General features: G+C 71.3%; 14 protein-coding genes and 1 tRNA gene. 10 read left to right on the top strand and 5 right to left on the bottom strand.

Annotated elements, in window-relative coordinates; genetic code table 11:
• Positions 1-209: 209 nt before the first annotated feature.
• Positions 210-665: a MarR family winged helix-turn-helix transcriptional regulator gene (locus tag RLT59_RS23465; protein WP_311305220.1), complete on the top strand. Its 456-nt coding sequence runs from the start codon at positions 210-212 to the stop codon at positions 663-665.
• 28 nt (positions 666-693) lie between these two features.
• On the opposite strand, the gene RLT59_RS23460 is transcribed toward RLT59_RS23465, so the two are convergent.
• The 3 genes from RLT59_RS23460 to RLT59_RS23450 all read right to left on the bottom strand — a co-directional run bounded on the left by RLT59_RS23460 (position 694) and on the right by RLT59_RS23450 (position 5431).
• The gene (locus RLT59_RS23460; protein ID WP_311305219.1) at positions 694-1587 is read right to left on the bottom strand and encodes a coiled-coil domain-containing protein; all 894 of its coding nucleotides are present in this window, start codon (positions 1585-1587) and stop codon (positions 694-696) included.
• A gap of 209 nt (positions 1588-1796) precedes the next feature.
• Positions 1797-4448 carry an SUKH-4 family immunity protein gene (locus RLT59_RS23455; protein ID WP_311305218.1) on the bottom strand — a complete coding sequence of 884 codons (2652 nt, stop codon included), beginning with the start codon at positions 4446-4448 and terminating at the stop codon, positions 1797-1799.
• 5 nt (positions 4449-4453) lie between these two features.
• Positions 4454-5431 (bottom strand): SMI1/KNR4 family protein, encoded by a 978-nt coding sequence (locus RLT59_RS23450; protein WP_311305217.1) that lies wholly within the window; start codon positions 5429-5431, stop codon positions 4454-4456.
• A 304-nt stretch (positions 5432-5735) separates the two neighbouring features.
• Here RLT59_RS23450 and RLT59_RS23445 point away from each other — a divergent pair, with 304 nt between their 5' ends.
• On the top strand, positions 5736-6269 hold the full coding sequence (locus RLT59_RS23445; protein WP_311305216.1) for a YwqJ-related putative deaminase: 534 nt from the start codon (positions 5736-5738) through the stop codon (positions 6267-6269).
• Between the two features lie 10 nt (positions 6270-6279).
• Complete coding sequence (locus tag RLT59_RS23440) at positions 6280-6813, top strand: SUKH-3 domain-containing protein (RefSeq protein ID WP_311305215.1); 534 nt, start codon at positions 6280-6282, stop codon at positions 6811-6813.
• A 42-nt stretch (positions 6814-6855) separates the two neighbouring features.
• On the opposite strand, the gene RLT59_RS23435 is transcribed toward RLT59_RS23440, so the two are convergent.
• Positions 6856-8163 carry a sensor histidine kinase gene (locus RLT59_RS23435; protein WP_311305214.1) on the bottom strand — a complete coding sequence of 436 codons (1308 nt, stop codon included), beginning with the start codon at positions 8161-8163 and terminating at the stop codon, positions 6856-6858.
• Positions 8164-8318: 155 nt separating this feature from the next.
• Between RLT59_RS23435 and RLT59_RS23430 the strand changes: the two genes are divergently transcribed.
• The 7 genes from RLT59_RS23430 (at position 8319) to RLT59_RS23400 (ending at position 14043) form a co-directional block, all read left to right on the top strand.
• Positions 8319-9188 carry a hypothetical protein gene (locus tag RLT59_RS23430; protein WP_311305213.1) on the top strand — a complete coding sequence of 290 codons (870 nt, stop codon included), beginning with the start codon at positions 8319-8321 and terminating at the stop codon, positions 9186-9188.
• Positions 9189-9199: 11 nt separating this feature from the next.
• Positions 9200-9270: transfer RNA gene (locus RLT59_RS23425), tRNA-Gln, on the top strand.
• A gap of 108 nt (positions 9271-9378) precedes the next feature.
• Positions 9379-10827: a bifunctional UDP-N-acetylglucosamine diphosphorylase/glucosamine-1-phosphate N-acetyltransferase GlmU gene (glmU, locus tag RLT59_RS23420; protein ID WP_311305212.1), complete on the top strand. Its 1449-nt coding sequence runs from the start codon at positions 9379-9381 to the stop codon at positions 10825-10827.
• Positions 10828-10947: 120 nt separating this feature from the next.
• A complete protein-coding gene (locus RLT59_RS23415; protein ID WP_024490433.1) occupies positions 10948-11922 on the top strand; it encodes a ribose-phosphate diphosphokinase in 975 nt (324 codons plus the stop codon).
• A 214-nt stretch (positions 11923-12136) separates the two neighbouring features.
• On the top strand, positions 12137-12724 hold the full coding sequence (locus tag RLT59_RS23410; RefSeq protein WP_311305211.1) for a 50S ribosomal protein L25/general stress protein Ctc: 588 nt from the start codon (positions 12137-12139) through the stop codon (positions 12722-12724).
• Between the two features lie 145 nt (positions 12725-12869).
• Positions 12870-13463, top strand: coding sequence for an aminoacyl-tRNA hydrolase (gene pth, locus RLT59_RS23405; RefSeq protein ID WP_311305210.1), 594 nt, complete (start codon positions 12870-12872; stop codon positions 13461-13463).
• A gap of 109 nt (positions 13464-13572) precedes the next feature.
• Positions 13573-14043 (top strand): hypothetical protein, encoded by a 471-nt coding sequence (locus tag RLT59_RS23400; RefSeq protein ID WP_311305209.1) that lies wholly within the window; start codon positions 13573-13575, stop codon positions 14041-14043.
• A gap of 27 nt (positions 14044-14070) precedes the next feature.
• Here RLT59_RS23400 and ppc read toward each other — a convergent pair whose 3' ends face one another.
• Positions 14071-16800, bottom strand: a complete 2730-nt coding sequence (gene ppc / locus RLT59_RS23395; protein ID WP_311305208.1) for a phosphoenolpyruvate carboxylase — start codon at positions 16798-16800, stop codon at positions 14071-14073.
• Positions 16801-16854: the final 54 nt, after the last annotated feature.

Below are 16854 nucleotides of genomic sequence, written 5' to 3'. Positions count from 1 at the left end.
GAGGAACTCCTAAAAGGGTCGTCGTCCGGTCCGCCCGGACGTCGGCCGGACCGTTCGCAGGACGGCCCGCTGGACAGTTCGCCGGGCAGCCCGCCCGATATAGCGATGTGCATCGCACACGTCTAATGTGTCATACACACCACGTGTCAGACGCACGCCGCGTGAGAGCATGATCCCGAGCCCATCGGAGAGCAGGAGGCCGCAGAGACATGGCCAGGCCCACGGACCAAGTGGAGTACGAGCAGATGCTGCTCGGGCGGCACGACCTCGCCCATCAGAGGGGCGGACGGCACAAATACGCCCTCATGGACCGCAGCGCCTACATCCTGCTGAGCCGCATCCAAATCCAGGGCCCCATGTCCAACGGCGAACTGAGCGAGGCGTTCGGCCTCGACGCCTCCACCCTCAACCGCCAGACCGCGGCAGCGACCCGCGCCGGGCTGGCCGAACGCATCGCGGACCCGGGCGGCGGCATGGCCCGCAAATTCCGCATCACGGAGAAGGGCGCCGACCTCCTCGACCAGGAGCGCGAACGCGTCGTACGCGCCCTGGACCAGGTCATGCACGACTGGCCGGACGACGACATCGCCGCGTTCGCCGGCTACCTCAAACGCTTCAACAGCGGCATCGAGCAGCTCTCCAAGCAGCCCTGGCCGCGCCCCTGACCCCGGCCTTCCCTCCTCACCGGAAGTCTCAATCCCCCGCCGGGGTCACCCGCCCGGTGAGCGCCGCCAGCGAGTTACGCACATGCGCCATGTGCGCCTGCACGTCCTCGCGCCCCTCCTCGTGCTCCCGCAGCACCCGCTCCGTCTCCCGCACCACTCGCTCCTCGCGCACCCGGGCGGCCGCGATCAGCTCCGCACCCCGCGCCTCCGCGTCCTCCTGCCCGTGCCGCGCGGCCTCCTCCGCCTCGGCCAGCGCCCGGCGCGCCTCGGCCAGCAGCGCATCCGCCCGTCCGGTCAGCTCGGTGTGCTCCGCCGACTGCGCCGCCTCGGCGTCCGCGATCTCCTGCCCGGCCGCCTTCCAGCGCTCGGCGTGCTCCTGCTCCTGATGCGCCAGCACACTCGCCGTCCGGCTGCGGGTCGCCTCCATCGCGGCGTCCGCCTCCTCGCGCACCGCCGTCGCCTCCTGCCGGGCCGCCGTCAGCGCCTCCCCGGCCTCGGCCTCTGCCGACGTCACCAGCTGCTCCGCCCGGTCCGTCGCGGCCGCCCGCAACGCCTCCGCGTCCGCACGGGCCGATTCGCGCACCGCCCGAGCCGCCGCGTCCGCCGCGTCCCGCACGGACTGCGACTCCTCCAGCGCGGCCGCCCGCAACGCCTCCGCCTGGCCCTCGGCCAGTGCCAGGATCTGCTGCGCCCGCTCCCCCAGCGACGCGTAGTCCTGCGGTGCCAGCGCGGCGACGGCCTCGTCCAGCCGGGCCGACTCCTCGATCAGCGTCTCCACCTGCGCCGTCAGCCGCGCCACCCGTTCCTGAGCCTCGTCCCGCTCGACGGACAGCCCCGCCACCATGCGGTCCACCTGCTCCGGACGGTAGCCACGTCCGCGCACGCCGACGAAGCCGTGCGCGGACACCGGTGCAGAACTCATCCTTGACGCCTCTTTCCGACTCTCCGGGCCCGACCATCGAGCAATACGTCAAGGATGCGGCAATTGGCTGAGAAGTCGGAATCCTTTCGATGCTTTCCGGACGGAAGCGACCGGCATCACAGACAGCAAAGGCGTGGTGCCCCGTTCCCAGCAGGGATTCTGCCAGGAAGGGGCACCACGCCCGCTGACGTGCTACGGATGTTCGACGATCAGATCAAGCCGTCCCACATCTGCTCCAGCAGCACCGACCACCAGCTCTCCGGCGACGCCAGCGCCGCCGGGTCCAGCGCGACCAGCTGTGCCTGGAAGTCGACCGTCCAACGGCCGGCCTGCTCCGGATTGAGCCCGAACCGCAGCCGCCACATCCGGCCCAGCAGGGCCAGCGAGCGGGTGAACTCCGGCAGCCCGGTGTTCACGAACTGCGGCGCCACCGACTGCCCGCCGGGCCCCGCCTCCACCGGCACGGCCACGATGTTCGCCGTCCCGTACTGCACACAGATCGCCCGGCCGAAGTCCGAACCCATCACGAGGTAGGACCCCGCGTCGGGCGCGGGCTGCACCTGACGCTGCGCCGCCAGCTCGGCCAGCGTCGGCACCACGGGCTGACCCGGCTGCGCCCAGAAGAACGGCCCGAAGTCGGCGGGCAGCCCGGCCCAGACCAGCGTCCGCGCCACGATCTCCGGCACGCCCTGCCGGGACACCGCACGCTGATCGAAGCGCAGCACACCCTGCGGACCGAACGTCTGGAGCAGCTCCTCCGCGACCGCCTCCGGCGGCACCGGCATCGCGGGCGGCAGCTGCGGCAACGGCGCCCGCACCGGCGCCGGACGCGCCGGACCGTCCGCCACCTGGTGCAACTCGCCCTGATGGGTGAGCAGATGCTGCATGCCCTGCTGCCGGCTCGCGTGATCGGTGCCGTACGGGGCCACGCTGGTGATCCGCACCTGCGGCCAGGTCTCCCGGATCATCCGGGCACAGTAACCACCCGGCAGCTCGCAGGACTCCAGCTCCGTGTGCAGCTCGATGACCTGCTGCGGCGGTACGTTCATGGCCCGCAGCTCGTGCAGCATCTGCCACTCGGGGTGCGGGGTGCCCGGCGCCGAACGCCGGATCAGCTGCTGCTCACTGCCGTCGGGGCCCCGGTAGCGCAGCACGGCCTGGTAGCCGGGGCCGACGGTCGGCTGACCGAGGGGCGCCTGCGGATACCCGTACGCCGCCGGCGGCGGGGTGTGACCGGGTGGCGGCAGCTGTCCGGGGGCACCCCCCATCGATCCACCGGGCGGACCGGGCGGCTGCGGAGCACCGGGCGGGCCCACCTGGGCGGGGGTCGCGAACATCGTCGCCGCGTGATGCACGTCGCTGCCGGGCGGCGGCGTCGCACCAGGACGAGCGGGCGGACCAGGAGGACCGGGCGGAGCGGGAGGGCCCGGCTGACCGTGCGGACCGGGCGGACCGGGCGGACCGGGCGGACCGGGCGGACCGGGCGGCTGCGGCGGGCCGGGGACACCGGGCCGGCCGGGCGGACCGGGCGGCTGCGGCGGGCCGGGGACACCGGGCCGGCCGGGCGGACCGGGCGGCTGCGGCGGGCCGGGGACACCGGGCCGGCCGGGCGGACCGGGCGGGCCGGGAGGCTGTGGCGCACCGGGCGGGCCCACCTGGGCGGGGGTCGCGAACATCGTCGCCGCGTGATGCACGTCGCTGCCGGGCGGCGGCGTCGCACCAGGAGGAGCGGGCGGGCCGGGCGGACCAGGAGGGCCGGGCGGCTGCGGAGCGCCGGGCGGGCCCTGCTGCGGGGCGAGCTGCGTCGGCATGTACCCGCCCGCCGGGGCACCGGGCGCACCCGGCCCGGAGGGCGGCGGCACCGGCGCACCCGGCAGCGCGCCCGGAACACCGGGGGCGCCGGGCGGCGGCGGAGTAGTCGGACGCGCACCACGCGGCGAAACGGCCGCCTTGCTGGTGGCCTCCTGCGAGATGTCCGCGGCACCGGGCGCACCAGGAACACCAGGAGCCCCTGGCGCCCCCGGTCCCTGGGGTCCGGGGCTCTGTGAGTCGAGGCCGGGCACGACCGCCGTCCGGGGCAACTGGCTGCCCCCGGACATCAGCGCGGTCGGCGCCTCGGCCGACACCACCCTGGGCGGCTCCTCATCGTCGTCCGCACCCGAGAGCGGCGGAGCGAACACCGTGGCCGGCAGCCCCACCTCCCCCTCGTCGGAGCCCGCGTTGGTATCGGTTCCCGCCCACGGCGTGGCCCCCACCGGCGGCTGCGGCGAGGATGCCTGAACCCCCTCGTACGCGGTGGGCTCGTACGCGCCCCGCCCGTCCGACGGAGCAGCGGGGGCAGCGGGACCGGACGAATAAGGGGACTCGGGAGGAGACGCGGGAGAGGGGATCGGAGCGGGCGCGGCGGGAACAGCGGGCGTGGCGGGGACGGCCGGGGGCGACGCCTGCGGCGGCACCTGATCCCCCGCACCCTCCGCCCGCCGGTCCGGGATACCGAGCTTGTCCGCCGCCTCCTGGAGCCACTCCGGCGGGCTCAACAGGAACGACGTCTGATTCAGATCGATGCGCTGCGGCGGCTCCGGAGCGGCCTGCGCCACCGCCGCGGCGCCGTACTCCTCCTCGTACCGCCGGATGACCTCACCGACCGGCAGGCCGGGCCACAACGTCGCCTCACCGCTGTCCCGGGCGATCACCAGCCGCTGCCGGCCGCCGTCGGAGACCGGACCGTTCGCCCGGTCCTCGGCCCACACCACGAAACCCAGCTCGAACTCACGCACCCGCACCTCGCGGTGCTGATACGCCGGAACGTCGCCGTTGACCCACTCGTCCGCGCGCTCCTGCGCCTGTGCGAAGGTCACCATCGCGCTCACCCCTCCACCGGGACGGCGCGCGCGAAGCCGCCGTCCACCATCAGGTTCGCCACCGTCTCCAGCTCCGGCGGGTTGCCCGCGAGGCGCTGGAGAAAGGCGTCGAAGTCCACACCGCACGGCAACAGCAGCCGGTCCACCCGCTCCTGGACACTCCAGCCGTCCTGATCCCGCGCGTCGTCGTAGGCGCAGAACCAGACCGAACCGATGCCCTGGCCCCGGACCTTCACCGCGAGGATGCCGCCCTGGACGAAGCCGACCCCCAGGTAGTCCTTGGTCAGATGGTCCCGCAAACACTTGTTCACATAGACCAGGTCGTTCACGGCCGCCTCGTCGCGCACCGTGAAGAACGGCTGGTCGACCAGCAGCCCCAGCTCCGCGTCGAGCGCCGCACCCACCGGGGCCGAACCGCCGGCCGCCTTCAGGAACGTGCGGTACGCACCCGGCAACCGGTAACCGAGGTCCTCCTCGACACCCTGGATCTGCTGCTCGCTCACCGCCACGGCCCCCTTCGGGAGCCGGAAGTGGGCGGGCCGGGTCTCCTGGAGCGGACGCGTACCCCGCTTGTTCTGGTCCACCGCGGTCGTCGCCAGACCGCCGTGGTGCCGCAGCAGCGCCTTCACCTCGACCGGGACCAGCTCCATCCGCCGGCCGTCCGGCACGTGGTGCCAGGTCCAGCCGTGCGGGGTGGCCACCGCCGGAATCGTGTCCCACAGCTCATGCCCACTGGCCGCCAGTGCCGCGTTCGCCGACACGTAGTCCGTGAGCCGCAGTTCGTCGACGCCGAAGCCCTGCGGGGGCTCCGCGATCTCGGCGGCGGCGCGCGCGTACGGCGCGAACTCCGGACACCCGTTCCCGTCCATGCGCACACCTCTGGGGTGGCGGGACGCCCGGACAGGATCCGGGAAGTGCACGAGCTGCCCGGCGTAGGCCCCGTTCGGTGGCGCGGCTTGCTGCCCGAGCCGACCTGTCGTCATGGCGGTTGCCCCCTGCTGCGTCTGGCTGATGAGGACCGACCTGCCCATGGGGGCGGTCCAGGCACAGCCTATGCGGTGCCGCAAGGACGGGTCCCGCCCCACCGACCCCCGAACATTTTCGTCACGAACCGTCACAACGCTGTGCCGGATGAGCGACGGCCGGGCCACCATCGGGCGACACGCACACACGTTTTCCCGACCCAGCTTTCACACGACCCGACACATTTGGCAGGCTGTCACCCGCATACACGGGGGCGTGCACATTCGGCAGCGGCCGCTGCGGGCACGGGAGGGACAACGCACCATGCACACCGCACACTCTGCACACACCGTCACATCCGGGGACCCACGACTCAGCTGGAGCAGCACAGCGACCAGCCACGCACCCCGCCTCACCCACCGCCGCGACGGCATCCTGCCGGCGGTGGCCGCAGCGCTGTCCGTCCGCGGCGACACACTCACCTGCACCGCGGGCAAGGGCGACCAGGCACCCGTACTGCACCACCTCGTCCAGGACTTCCTGGACACCCTCACCAGCGGCCAGCGGGAACGCTTCACCGGCCGCTGCCCCGAAGCGATACTGCTCTCCCGACACCTCACCGCCGCCGAGGCCGGCCGCTCCAAGCGCGCCCAGCGCAAACCCCTCACCAACGGCGAGGCCCGCCGCGCGCTCAAGCACGCCCGGCTCACCGCACGCCGGATCCGCGAGGACGGCGACCCCCTGCACGGCAGCTACGCACCGCCCTGCCGCTCCTGCTCGGTGATGCTCGCCCACTTCGGCGTACGACCCGTCGACCTCACCACCACCGGAGCGGCGACCACCGCAGAGAAGGGCTGACCGCGCCCCCATGGCCGACCGACACGACCTCCCCGAACAAGCGAACCCGGCGAACCACGACCGCCAGGCCTCCACCCGCTTCCCCGTCGCCGTCGACGCCGTCCTGCGCGCCGCCGGCTGGCAGCCCGGCCGCTGGGACATCCGGCAGGCCGAGGAGTGGGCCGACGCGCTGCGCTCGCACGCCTCACCGGCCGGCCACCAGCACGCCGTCTTCCCCTCGGCCGTGGAGGCCTGGGCCGAATTCGGCGGCCTCCACCTCACCCCCACCGCACCCGGCCGCCAGATCGCGCCCGCGACCGTGCGGATCGACCCGCTGCGCGGACTGCACCTGGCCCGGACCCTGGCGGACCTGGGCCGCGCCCTGGAGACCGAGGTCGCCCCGCTGGGCGAGGAGGGGGACGGGCAGGCGGTGCTCGCGATCGACACGGAGGGGCGGATCTACAGCGTCGACCACACCGGCGACTGGTACCTCGGCCCCGACATCGACCGGGCCCTGTCCACCCTGGTCACCGGCGCCCAGCCGGAACGCCTGACCTCGGCCTGACCGAAGCGGGGCCGCCCCCGTCCAGCCCGTCCGGCGCGGGTGTCAGCCCGCCGGGCCGGAGGCGTCCGGCAGCACCGCGGAGACCCGGAAGCCGCCCGCGTCCGTCGGCCCGGAGACGAAGACCCCGCCCAGACCGAGCACCCGCTCCCGCATGCCCACGAGCCCGTTGCCGCCGCTGGGCAGCCCCGCGTCCGCCGTGGCCGAGTCGGACGGGCCGTTCTCCACCTGCATGGCGACCTCCGCGCCCCGGTGCGCCAGCCGCACCCAGGTCTTGGCGCCGGCCGCATGCTTGTGCACGTTCGTCAGGGCCTCCTGCACGACCCGGTACGCCGTCTGCTCGACCTCGGGCGGGTACGGCCGCGTCTCGCCCTCCACCGAGAGCTCCACCGTCATCCCCGCCGCCCGTGACTCCCCGACGAGCGTCTCCACCTCGTCCAGCCGGGGCCCGTCCTCCGCCGCGACCGGGGCCGTCCGGCCGACGGAGGCGAGCGGCACCTTCGTCACCCGCGCCACCATCGGCTCCCCGGTGCGCAGCACCCCGAGCATCTCGCGCAGTTCGGTCAGCGCCTGGCGCCCCATGTCACCGACGAGCGCCGCGTTGCGCACCGCCTTCGCCGGGTCCTTGGGTGCGACGGCCTGGAGCGCCGCGGCGTGCACGACCATCAGGCTCACCCGGTGGGCGACCACGTCGTGCATCTCGCGGGCGATCCGGGTCCGCTCCTCGGTACGCGCCCACTCGGCCCGCTCCTCGGCCCGGTCCGCGAGCAGCGACAGCTCCCGCTCCAGCGAGTCGGCCCGCTCCCGCAGGCTCTCCATCAGCCGGCGCCTGGCCCCTATGTAGAGGCCGAACAGCACGGGCGGCGCGGTGAGCCCCACCGCCATGAAGAGGGACAGCATCGGGACGTACCAGTCGCCCGGCCCGAAGTCGGCGCTGGCCGACACCCCCTGCCGCAGCCGTACGTACGTGACGATGAACGTGCCGACCAGCGACATGCTCATCAGCACCACGGTGATCCGCCGTGGCACGTCGGACGCGGCCAGCGTGTACAGGCCGACCAGGCCCATCAGGAAGCCCATCTCGGCCGGCGTCGTGGCGACGGACACCAGCACCACGGCGATCGGCCACCGCCGGCGGACCAGCAGCACGGCCCCCGCCAAGAACCCGAAAACCACCCCCAGAGGCACCGGCAGCCCGGTGTCCCCCGCGAATTCCACCCCTTCCAGCGCACACTCCAGCGCCGAGAACAGCGCCAGTCCCACATCCAGAGCGACACTCCGTCGCCGTTCCCACCACCAGTAGCCGCGGGTGGTCGGTCCCGCCGCTTCCCGGTCTGCCCCCGTTGCGGTCATGGCATCCAGCGTACGGGCGGGCGCACCTCGTTTTCGGGTGACCCGGACAGCACGTCGCACGTTCGAACGGAGACGAAACGATCGACGATCGCCCGAAATGGCGAATCGACCACCCATTCGACCCGGACGTCCGGATTCCGGACAACCCTTGTCCCATGACGGAAATCACCAGCAAGTACGCGGATTTCGAGGGGCTCCGGAGGCAAGCGGTCGTGCTGCGACAGGAGGGCCTCAGCCGCCGCCAGATCCGCGACCGGCTCCAGCTCCACAACAACGTCCTCCTCAACCGCCTACTGGAGGGCGAGCCCGCCCCCGAGTGGACCGAGCGACCCAACGCCAAGGACGACCTGCGGGCCAGGGCGCGAGAGCTGCGGCTGGAGGGAAAGACATACGACCAGATCCAGGTGGAGTTGGGGTGCTCGAAGGGTTCCATCTCGTCATGGGTGCGGGATCTGCCGAAACCGCCTCGACGCAGCAGGGAGGACGCCTCCGCCATCGCGCGGCGCGGCTGGGAGGCAACACTCCACCGGCGTGAGACCGAGCGCCTGCAGACAAGGGAATCGGCCCGTCGGGAAACCGCTTCACTGAGTGACCGTGAACTGTTCCTGGTGGGCGTGGCGCTCTACTGGGCGGAGGGGACCAAATCCAAGAGCTACCGCCGATCGGAACGCGTCTCCTTCATCAACAGCGACCCCGACGTGATCGGCGTCTTCCTCGCCTGGCTGCGCCTACTCGGCTTCACGTCCGAGCAGCTCAAGTTCCATGTGAACATCCACGAGACCGCAGACGTGGCCGAAGCCGAGCGGTTCCGGGTGGAACACACAGGTGCCGACAGCTCACGGTTCGGCAAGACGACCCTGAAGAAGCACCAGCCCCTCACCGTCCGGAAGAACGTCGGTGAAAACTACCGAGGTTGCCTTGCGATCCATGTACTGCGAAGCGCTGACCTTTACCGTCGCATCGAGGGCTGGTGGTACGGCATAGTAGGTGCTGCGCTTTCACCCGAACCGCAAATTCGGGCATAAGGGTAAAACTATCCCGGGTCGTCTAAAGGCAGGACAAATGGTTTTGGTCCATTGAATGAGGGTTCGATTCCTTCCCCGGGAGCCCTTACAGCGGGCCCCGACCCAAGCGGTCGGGGCCCGCACTCATGCCCGGTCGAACACCCCCCGGTATCCTGCGGATGTCCACCACCCGAAGCCGAAGGGCCAATCCGTGAGCTCCGAACGCCCGGCAGCCGTCGTCGTCCTCGCAGCGGGTGAGGGCACCCGCATGAAGTCGAAGACCCCCAAGGTTCTGCACGAGATCTCCGGACGCTCGCTCGTCGGACATGTCGTCGCGGCCTCCCGCGAGCTGGCACCCCAGCACCTCGTCGTGGTCGTCGGCCACGCGAGCGAGCAGGTCACCGCACACCTCACCGCCGCGGACGCCCAGGTGCGCACCGCCTACCAGGCCGAGCAGAAGGGCACCGGGAACGCCGTGCGCGTCGGGCTCGACGAGCTGGGCGGGACCGTCGAGGGCACCGTCATCGTGGTCTGCGGCGACACCCCGCTGCTGTCCGGTGAGACGCTCGCCGCGCTCGCCGCCACCCACACCGCCGACGCCAACGCGGTCACCGTGCTCAGCGCCGAGGTCCCGGACGCCACCGGGTACGGACGGATCGTCCGGTCCGCGGCGACCGGCGCGGTCACCGAGATCGTCGAGCACAAGGACGCCACCGAGGCGCAGCGCGCGATCCGGGAGATCAACTCCGGGGTGTTCGCGTTCGACGGGCAGCTCCTCACGGACGCGCTCGGCAAGGTGCGCACGGACAACAGCCAGGGCGAGGAGTACCTCACCGATGTGCTGTCGATCCTGCGCGAGGCGGGGCACCGGGTCGGCGCCTCGGTCGCCGGGGACCACCGGGAGATCCTCGGGATCAACAACCGGGTGCAGCTGGCGGAGGCCCGCCGGCTGCTGAACCAGCGGCTGCTGGAGCGGGCGATGACGGCTGGGGTGACCGTGGTGGACCCGGCGTCGACGCTGATCGACGTGACGGTGACGTACGAGCGGGACGCGATCGTGCACCCGGGTACGCAACTGCTGGGGTCGACGCACCTCGGAGAGGACGCCGAGGTGGGCCCGAACTCGCGGCTGACGGACACCGTCGTGCACGCGGGCGCCCGGGTGGACAACACGGTGGCGGACGGGGCGCAGGTGGGCGCGGGTGCGCTGGTCGGCCCGTACGCGTATCTGCGGCCGGGGACGAGGCTGGGCGCCAAGGCGAAGGCCGGTACGTACGTGGAGATGAAGAACGCCACGATCGGTGAGGGCACGAAGGTTCCGCATCTGTCGTACGTCGGTGACGCGACGATCGGTGACCACACCAACATCGGTGCCGCGAGCGTGTTCGTGAACTACGACGGTGTGGCCAAGCACCACACGACGATCGGCTCTCACTGCCGTACCGGGTCGGACAATATGTTTGTGGCGCCTGTCACGGTCGGGGACGGTGTCTACACCGCGGCCGGCTCTGTCATCACGAAGGACGTGCCGTCCGGTTCGCTGGCCGTGGCCCGTGGCCAGCAAAGGAATATCGCGGGTTGGGTGGCCCGGAAGCGTCCGGGCAGCGCGGCCGCGCAGGCGGCTCAGGCCGCGTCGGAGGAGGCCGGCGGCGAAAGCTGACCGGAATCAGGTGCGTCGCGCACGGCGTACCGTGATAGATGCTCACCCCATTTCGGCTGGCTCGTTGCACATCGGGACATCTGCGTGCAGCGCCAGGAACACGTCTGAGGAGACTGTGCTGTGACCGGGATCAAGACGACCGGCGAGAAGAAACTGATGTTCTTCTCCGGCCGCGCCCACCCCGAGCTGGCCGAGGAGGTTGCGCACCAGTTGGGTGTGGGCCTCGTGCCGACGAAGGCCTTCGATTTCGCCAACGGTGAGATCTACGTCCGCTTCCAGGAGTCCGCCCGCGGCGCCGACTGCTTCCTGATCCAGAGCCACACGGCTCCGATCAACAAGTGGATCATGGAGCAGCTGATCATGCTGGACGCGCTGAAGCGCGCGTCGGCCCGCTCCATCACCGTGATCGTGCCGTTCTACGGCTACGCCCGTCAGGACAAGAAGCACCGCGGCCGCGAGCCGATCTCGGCCCGGCTGATCGCGGACCTGATGAAGACGGCGGGTGCGGACCGCATCCTCACCGTCGACCTGCACACCGACCAGATCCAGGGCTTCTTCGACGGTCCGGTCGACCACCTCTTCGCGCTGCCGATCCTGGCCGACTACGTCGGTGCGAAGGTCGACCGCTCGAAGCTGACGATCGTCTCGCCGGACGCGGGCCGGGTCCGGGTCGCGGACCGCTGGTGCGACCGGCTGGACGCCCCGCTGGCGATCGTGCACAAGCGCCGCGACAAGGACGTGCCGAACCAGGTCAGCGTCCACGAGGTCGTGGGCAACGTCGAGGGCCGGGTCTGTGTCCTGGTCGACGACATGATCGACACGGGTGGCACGATCTGCGCCGCCGCGGACGCGCTGTTCGCGCACGGTGCGGAGGACGTCATAGTGACGGCCACGCACGGTGTGCTGTCCGGCCCGGCGGCGGACCGGCTGAAGAACTCCAAGGTGAGCGAGTTCGTGTTCACGGACACCCTGCCGACGCCGGGTGAGCTGGAGCTCGACAAGATCACGGTGCTCTCCATCGCGCCGACGATCGCCCGCGCGGTGCGCGAGGTCTTCGAGGACGGTTCGGTGACGAGCCTCTTCGAGGAGCAGTAGGCGGTTCCCTCCGGGGAAAGCGTCACAGGGGAAAGCGTCACAGAAGATCCACTTTGGGGTGCGGCCTCCCCGCCGGGTAGACTCAGCGAGTTGCTCGGCGAGGGAGGCCGTACTCATAGGTACGGCGGTCCGTTATCGACGCGCTCTTCGTAGCAGGCCTGTCGTGGGCCGGGTGACCTTCCGCAGTTTTTGTCACCTTACGAGGAGTGCAGTCATGGCCGAGATCAAGCTCAACGCCGAGGTCCGTTCCGAGTTCGGCAAGGGCGCTGCCCGCCGCACCCGTCGCGCCAACCTCGTCCCCGCCGTCATCTACGGCCACGGCGCCGAGGCCGTCCACATCACGCTGCCGGCCCACGAGCTGCAGCTCGCGCTCCGTACCGCCAACGTGCTGATCGGTCTGGAGATCGACGGCAAGGACGCGCTGGTCATCCCGAAGGCCGTGCAGCGCAACGCCCTCAAGGGCAACATCGAGCACGTCGACCTGCTGACCGTGAAGCGCGGCGAGAAGGTCGAGGTCGAGGTCGCGGTGCACGTCGAGGGCGAGCTGGCCCCGGGCAGCAACCTGCTGGAGTACGTCCAGAACACCCTGCTCGTCGAGGCCGAGGCCACTCACATCCCCGAGTCCGTCACGGTCTCCATCGCGGGCCTGGACGCCGGTGCGTCGATCCTCGCCAAGGACATCCCGCTGCCCAAGGGCTCCGTGCTGGCCGGCGACGAGGACGCTGTCGTGCTCCAGGTCGTCTCCGCCCAGGCCGAGGAGCCGTCCGCGGACGCCGCCGAGACCGAGGGCGCCGAGGCCTGAGAGGCCGCCCGATCAGAGGTCACACGGCAGCCTCTGAGCCTCCCCCGTCCCACCTGCTTGACTGAGGGGCGGCGGATCCCCGTGAGGGGAGCCGCTGCCCCGTCTTTCTGTCCGCCACCCGCCGTACGCGAGGAGACCCAGCGCGATGTCCGACGCCACCGACCCCTGGCTGATCGTGGGCCTGGGCAATCCCGGTCCCGAGTACGCGGCGAACCGGCACAACGTGGGCTTCATGGTGGCCGACCTGCTCGCGGAGCGGATCGGCGGGAAGTTCAAGCGGGCGCCGAAGGCCCAGGCGCAGGTGCTGGAGGGCCGGATGGGTCCGCCGGGGCCGTTGAGCCGCCGGGTGGTGCTGGCGAAGCCGATGTCGTACATGAACCTGTCGGGCGGCCCGGTGACGGCGTTGCGCGACTTCTACAAGGTGCCGCTCGACCATGTGGTGGCGATCCATGACGAGCTGGACATCGATTACGGGTCGCTGCGGCTGAAGCTGGGCGGTGGCGACAACGGTCACAACGGGCTGAAGTCGATGACGAAGTCGATGGGGCCCGACTACCACCGGATCCGGTTCGGGATCGGGCGTCCGCCCGGCCGGATGCAGGTTGCCGATTTCGTTCTGAAGGACTTCTCGTCCACGGAGCGCAAGGAGCTGGGTTTCCTGGTGGACCGGGCGGCGGATTCGGTGGAGTGCCTGCTGGCGGAGGGTCTGGAGCGCGCGCAGAGCGCGTACAACTCCTGAGCAGCGACAGCGGAGAATCCTGCGGCGAATCCGACATACCTGCCGGTAATCGGGCTGTTTTCAGCCACGGCTTGACCGGGCGTGGGGCGCTGGCCAAGGATCGGCCCCCATGAAGCGCAGCTCCTCCCAACGTGCCCTGCACCACGGCCGCACCGCGGCTCTCGGCTGCGTCGTCCTGCTGTTGCTGGTGGCGGGGGTGCTGGCCTCGTGGGACTCGGCGCAGCACATCGTGCTGGCCAAGGGACGTGAGCACGGCACGATGACGGTCACCGGCTGCGGCAGCGAGGTGTGTACGGGGCCCTATGTGCCCTCGGACGACGGTTCCGGGCGGTCCCGGGTGTCGGTGGACAAGTCCGTGGCGGCGAAGAAGGGGGACCGTTTCCCGGTCGTCGTGAAGCCGGGCACGTTCGAGGTGGTGCGCACGGGCACGCCGGGTCTTCTGCACGCGTGGGTGCCGCTGGGCGGCGCGCTGGTGCTCGCGGCGCTGGTGATCGGTGGGGGGATGCGGCTGCCCCGGATCGCGTGGGGTGCCGGGATCGCGGGTGCGGTCCTGCTGGTGGCGACGTTCTTCGCCCTGTGACGGGACCGCACCCGCGACGGCTCTCGATCAGCCGGTGTTACGGAGTCCGGCGGCCACACCGTTGACGGTGAGCAGCAGGGCGCGGGCGAGCAGCGGGTCGGGCTCCTCGCCGCGTTCTGCGGCCTGGCGCTGGCGGGCCAGCAGGGATACCTGGAGGTAGGAGATCGGGTCCAGGTAGGCGTCACGGATGGCGAAGGTCTGCTGGAGCACCGGGCTGGTGCCGAGCAGTTCGGTGTTGCCGGTGATCTTGAGGACTTCGCTGACGGTCAGCGCGTGCTCGGCCTCGATGGTGTCGAAGACGTGCTTGAGCTCGTCGGGGACGAGGGTGTCGACGTAGTGGCGGGCGATGCGCAGGTCGGTCTTGGCGAGGGTCATCTCGACGTTGGAGAGGAAGTTCTGGAAGAAGTGCCAGTGTTCGTGCATCTCTTCGAGGACGGTGTCGAGACCGGCTTCGCGCAGGGCCTTGAGGCCTGAGCCGACGCCGAACCAGCCGGGGACGATCTGCCGGGACTGGGTCCAGCCGAAGACCCAGGGGATGGCGCGCAGTCCGTCGAGCGAGACACCGGAGCCGGGGCGGCGGGAGGGCCGCGAGCCCAGGTGCAGGTCGGCGAGCTGGTCCACCGGGGTGGAGGCGAGGAAGTACGTCGGCAGGTCGGGGTCCTCGACCAGCTTGCGGTACGCGGCGTGGGCGGCGTCGGAGACGGTGTCCATGGCCGCGTCCCAGCGGGCCAGTGCCTCGTCGGACTGGCGGGGCGCGGTGTGCAGCGCGGAGGCCTGGAGGGTGGCCGCGACGGTCAGTTCCAGGTTCTCGCGGGCGAGCGCGGGGATGAGGTACTTGTCGGAGATGACCTCGCCCTGCTCGGTCACCTTGATCTCGCCCTCCAGGGTGCCCCAGGGCTGCGCGAGGATCGCGTCGTGCGAGGGGCCACCGCCTCGGCCGACGGTGCCGCCTCGGCCGTGGAAGAGGCGCAGGCGTACGCCGTAGCGGTGGGCGACGTCACGGAGCCGGCGCTGGGCGCGGTGGATCTCCCACTGGGAGGTGGTGATGCCGCCGAACTTGGAGGAGTCGGAGTAGCCGAGCATGACCTCCTGGACGTCGCCGCGGAGCGAGACGAGGCGGCGGTAGGAGGGGTCGGCGAGCATCTCGTCGAGGATGACGTCGGCGGCCTTGAGCTCGTCGGTGGTCTCCAGGAGCGGGACGATGCCGATCTTGGCCCAGCCGGCGTGCAGGTCGAGGAGGCCGGCCTCGCGGGCGAGGACGGCGGCGGCGAAGACGTCGTCGGCGCCCTGGCACATCGAGATGATGTAGGACTCGATGACCTCGGGGCCGAAGCGTTCGAAGGCCTGGCTGATGGTGTGGAAGACGCCGAGGGTCTTCTCGCCGGCGGCGTCGAGCGGGGCCGGGGTCGGGGCGAGCGGGCGGCGGGAGCGGAGCTCCTTGGCGAGGAGCTTCTGCCGGTAGTCGCGCGGCATGTCGGCGTAGCGCCAGGACTCCTCACCGAGGCGGTCGAAGAGCTGTCCGAGCGCGTGGTGGTGGGCGTCGGCGTGTTCGCGTACGTCCATGGTGGCGAGCTGGAGGCCGAACGCGGCGAGGGTGCGGATGGTGCGGTCCATCCGGCCGTCGGCGACGATGGCGCCCTTGTGCTCGCGCAGCGAGGTCTGGATGAGGGCGAGGTCGGCGATGAGTTCGGCGGTGCCGAGGTAGTCGCAGCCGGGGCGGTGCGGGGTGCCGGAGGCGAGGCGCTCGCGGGTGTTGACGAGCTTCTGCCGGATGCAGGTGGCCTTGAGGCGGTAGGGCTCCTCCGCGTTCAGCCGCTTGTAGCGGGGGCTGATCTCGGGGAGGGCTTCCAGGTCGGCCCGGAGGGAGGCGTGGAGCTCGTCGGTGGCTCCGGTGTAGCGGATGGAGTTGGAGAGGAGTCCGCGCAGCTGGTCGACGAGTTCGAGGGCGTCGGTGATGCCGTGCTCGTGCTGGAGGATCAGCACCTCCCAGGTGACGGCGGGCGTCACGTTGGGGTTGCCGTCGCGGTCGCCGCCGATCCAGGTGCCGAAGGTGAGGGGGCGGGTGCCGGCGGGCAGTTCGACGCCGACGCGCTCCAGCTCCGCGGCCAGGTCCTCCAGGACGTCGCCCACGGCGTTGGCGTGGAGTTCGTCGAGGTAGTAGATGGCGTTGCGGGCCTCGTCGGCGGGCTCCGGGCGGACGACGCGCAGCTCGTCGGTCTGCCAGATGAGGTCGATGTTCTCGGCGAGCCGGATGTCCTGGCGGCGCCGGTCGGCCTCGATGACGGGGGTTTCCAGCAGTGCGGCGATGCGGCGGAGCTTGTTGAGTACGGAGCGCCGCGCGGCCTCTGTGGGGTGCGCGGTGAAGACGGGCCGTACGTTCAGGTTCTTGACGGTCTCGCGCAGGTGCTCTGGGTCCGCGTCCTTGAGCCGGTCGGCGGTGCGGGCGAGGAGTCCGCCCTCGGCGGCGCGCCGGTCGCGCATCTCGTGGGCGCGGTGGACCTGCTCGGTCACGTTGGCGAGGTGGAAGTAGGTGGAGAAGGCGCGCACGAGCTGTGCGGCGGTCTCCAGGTCCGTGTCACCGAGGAGTTCGGCCGCGGCCTCCCCGTCGGTGCGGGTCAGGGCGCGGACCCGTTCGACGAGGTCGAGGAGATCCTGGCCCTCCTGGCGTACGAGGGTCTCGCCCAGGAGGTCGCCGAGGCGGCGGATGTCGGCGCGCAGCTCGGGGCTGGCGGCAGGGGTCTGGTCGGCACTGCTCACAGTGTGCGGCTCCTTGCAGTGGTTGAGCACGGGATCCGGGGCCCGCGGCTGGCA

This window comes from Streptomyces sp. ITFR-6 (assembly GCF_031844725.1).
Classification (GTDB): domain Bacteria; phylum Actinomycetota; class Actinomycetes; order Streptomycetales; family Streptomycetaceae; genus Streptomyces.
The sequence above is the reverse complement of the archived record's forward strand: the minus strand, read 5'-3'. Positions and strand labels throughout refer to the sequence as shown.

Excerpts from the sequence above, each read along its gene's own strand:
- RLT59_RS23400 (WP_311305209.1), top strand. The coding sequence starts at position 13,573 with ATGAAGCGCAGCTCCTCCCAACGTGCCCTGCACCACGGCCGCACCGCG.
- RLT59_RS23445 (WP_311305216.1), top strand. The coding sequence starts at position 5,736 with ATGCACACCGCACACTCTGCACACACCGTCACATCCGGGGACCCACGA.
- RLT59_RS23455 (WP_311305218.1), bottom strand. The coding sequence starts at position 4,448 with ATGGTGACCTTCGCACAGGCGCAGGAGCGCGCGGACGAGTGGGTCAAC.
- RLT59_RS23430 (WP_311305213.1), top strand. The coding sequence starts at position 8,319 with ATGACGGAAATCACCAGCAAGTACGCGGATTTCGAGGGGCTCCGGAGG.
- RLT59_RS23435 (WP_311305214.1), bottom strand. The coding sequence starts at position 8,163 with ATGACCGCAACGGGGGCAGACCGGGAAGCGGCGGGACCGACCACCCGC.
- RLT59_RS23460 (WP_311305219.1), bottom strand. The coding sequence starts at position 1,587 with ATGAGTTCTGCACCGGTGTCCGCGCACGGCTTCGTCGGCGTGCGCGGA.
- RLT59_RS23440 (WP_311305215.1), top strand. The coding sequence starts at position 6,280 with ATGGCCGACCGACACGACCTCCCCGAACAAGCGAACCCGGCGAACCAC.
- RLT59_RS23410 (WP_311305211.1), top strand. The coding sequence starts at position 12,137 with ATGGCCGAGATCAAGCTCAACGCCGAGGTCCGTTCCGAGTTCGGCAAG.
- RLT59_RS23465 (WP_311305220.1), top strand. The coding sequence starts at position 210 with ATGGCCAGGCCCACGGACCAAGTGGAGTACGAGCAGATGCTGCTCGGG.
- pth (WP_311305210.1), top strand. The coding sequence starts at position 12,870 with ATGTCCGACGCCACCGACCCCTGGCTGATCGTGGGCCTGGGCAATCCC.
- RLT59_RS23450 (WP_311305217.1), bottom strand. The coding sequence starts at position 5,431 with ATGACGACAGGTCGGCTCGGGCAGCAAGCCGCGCCACCGAACGGGGCC.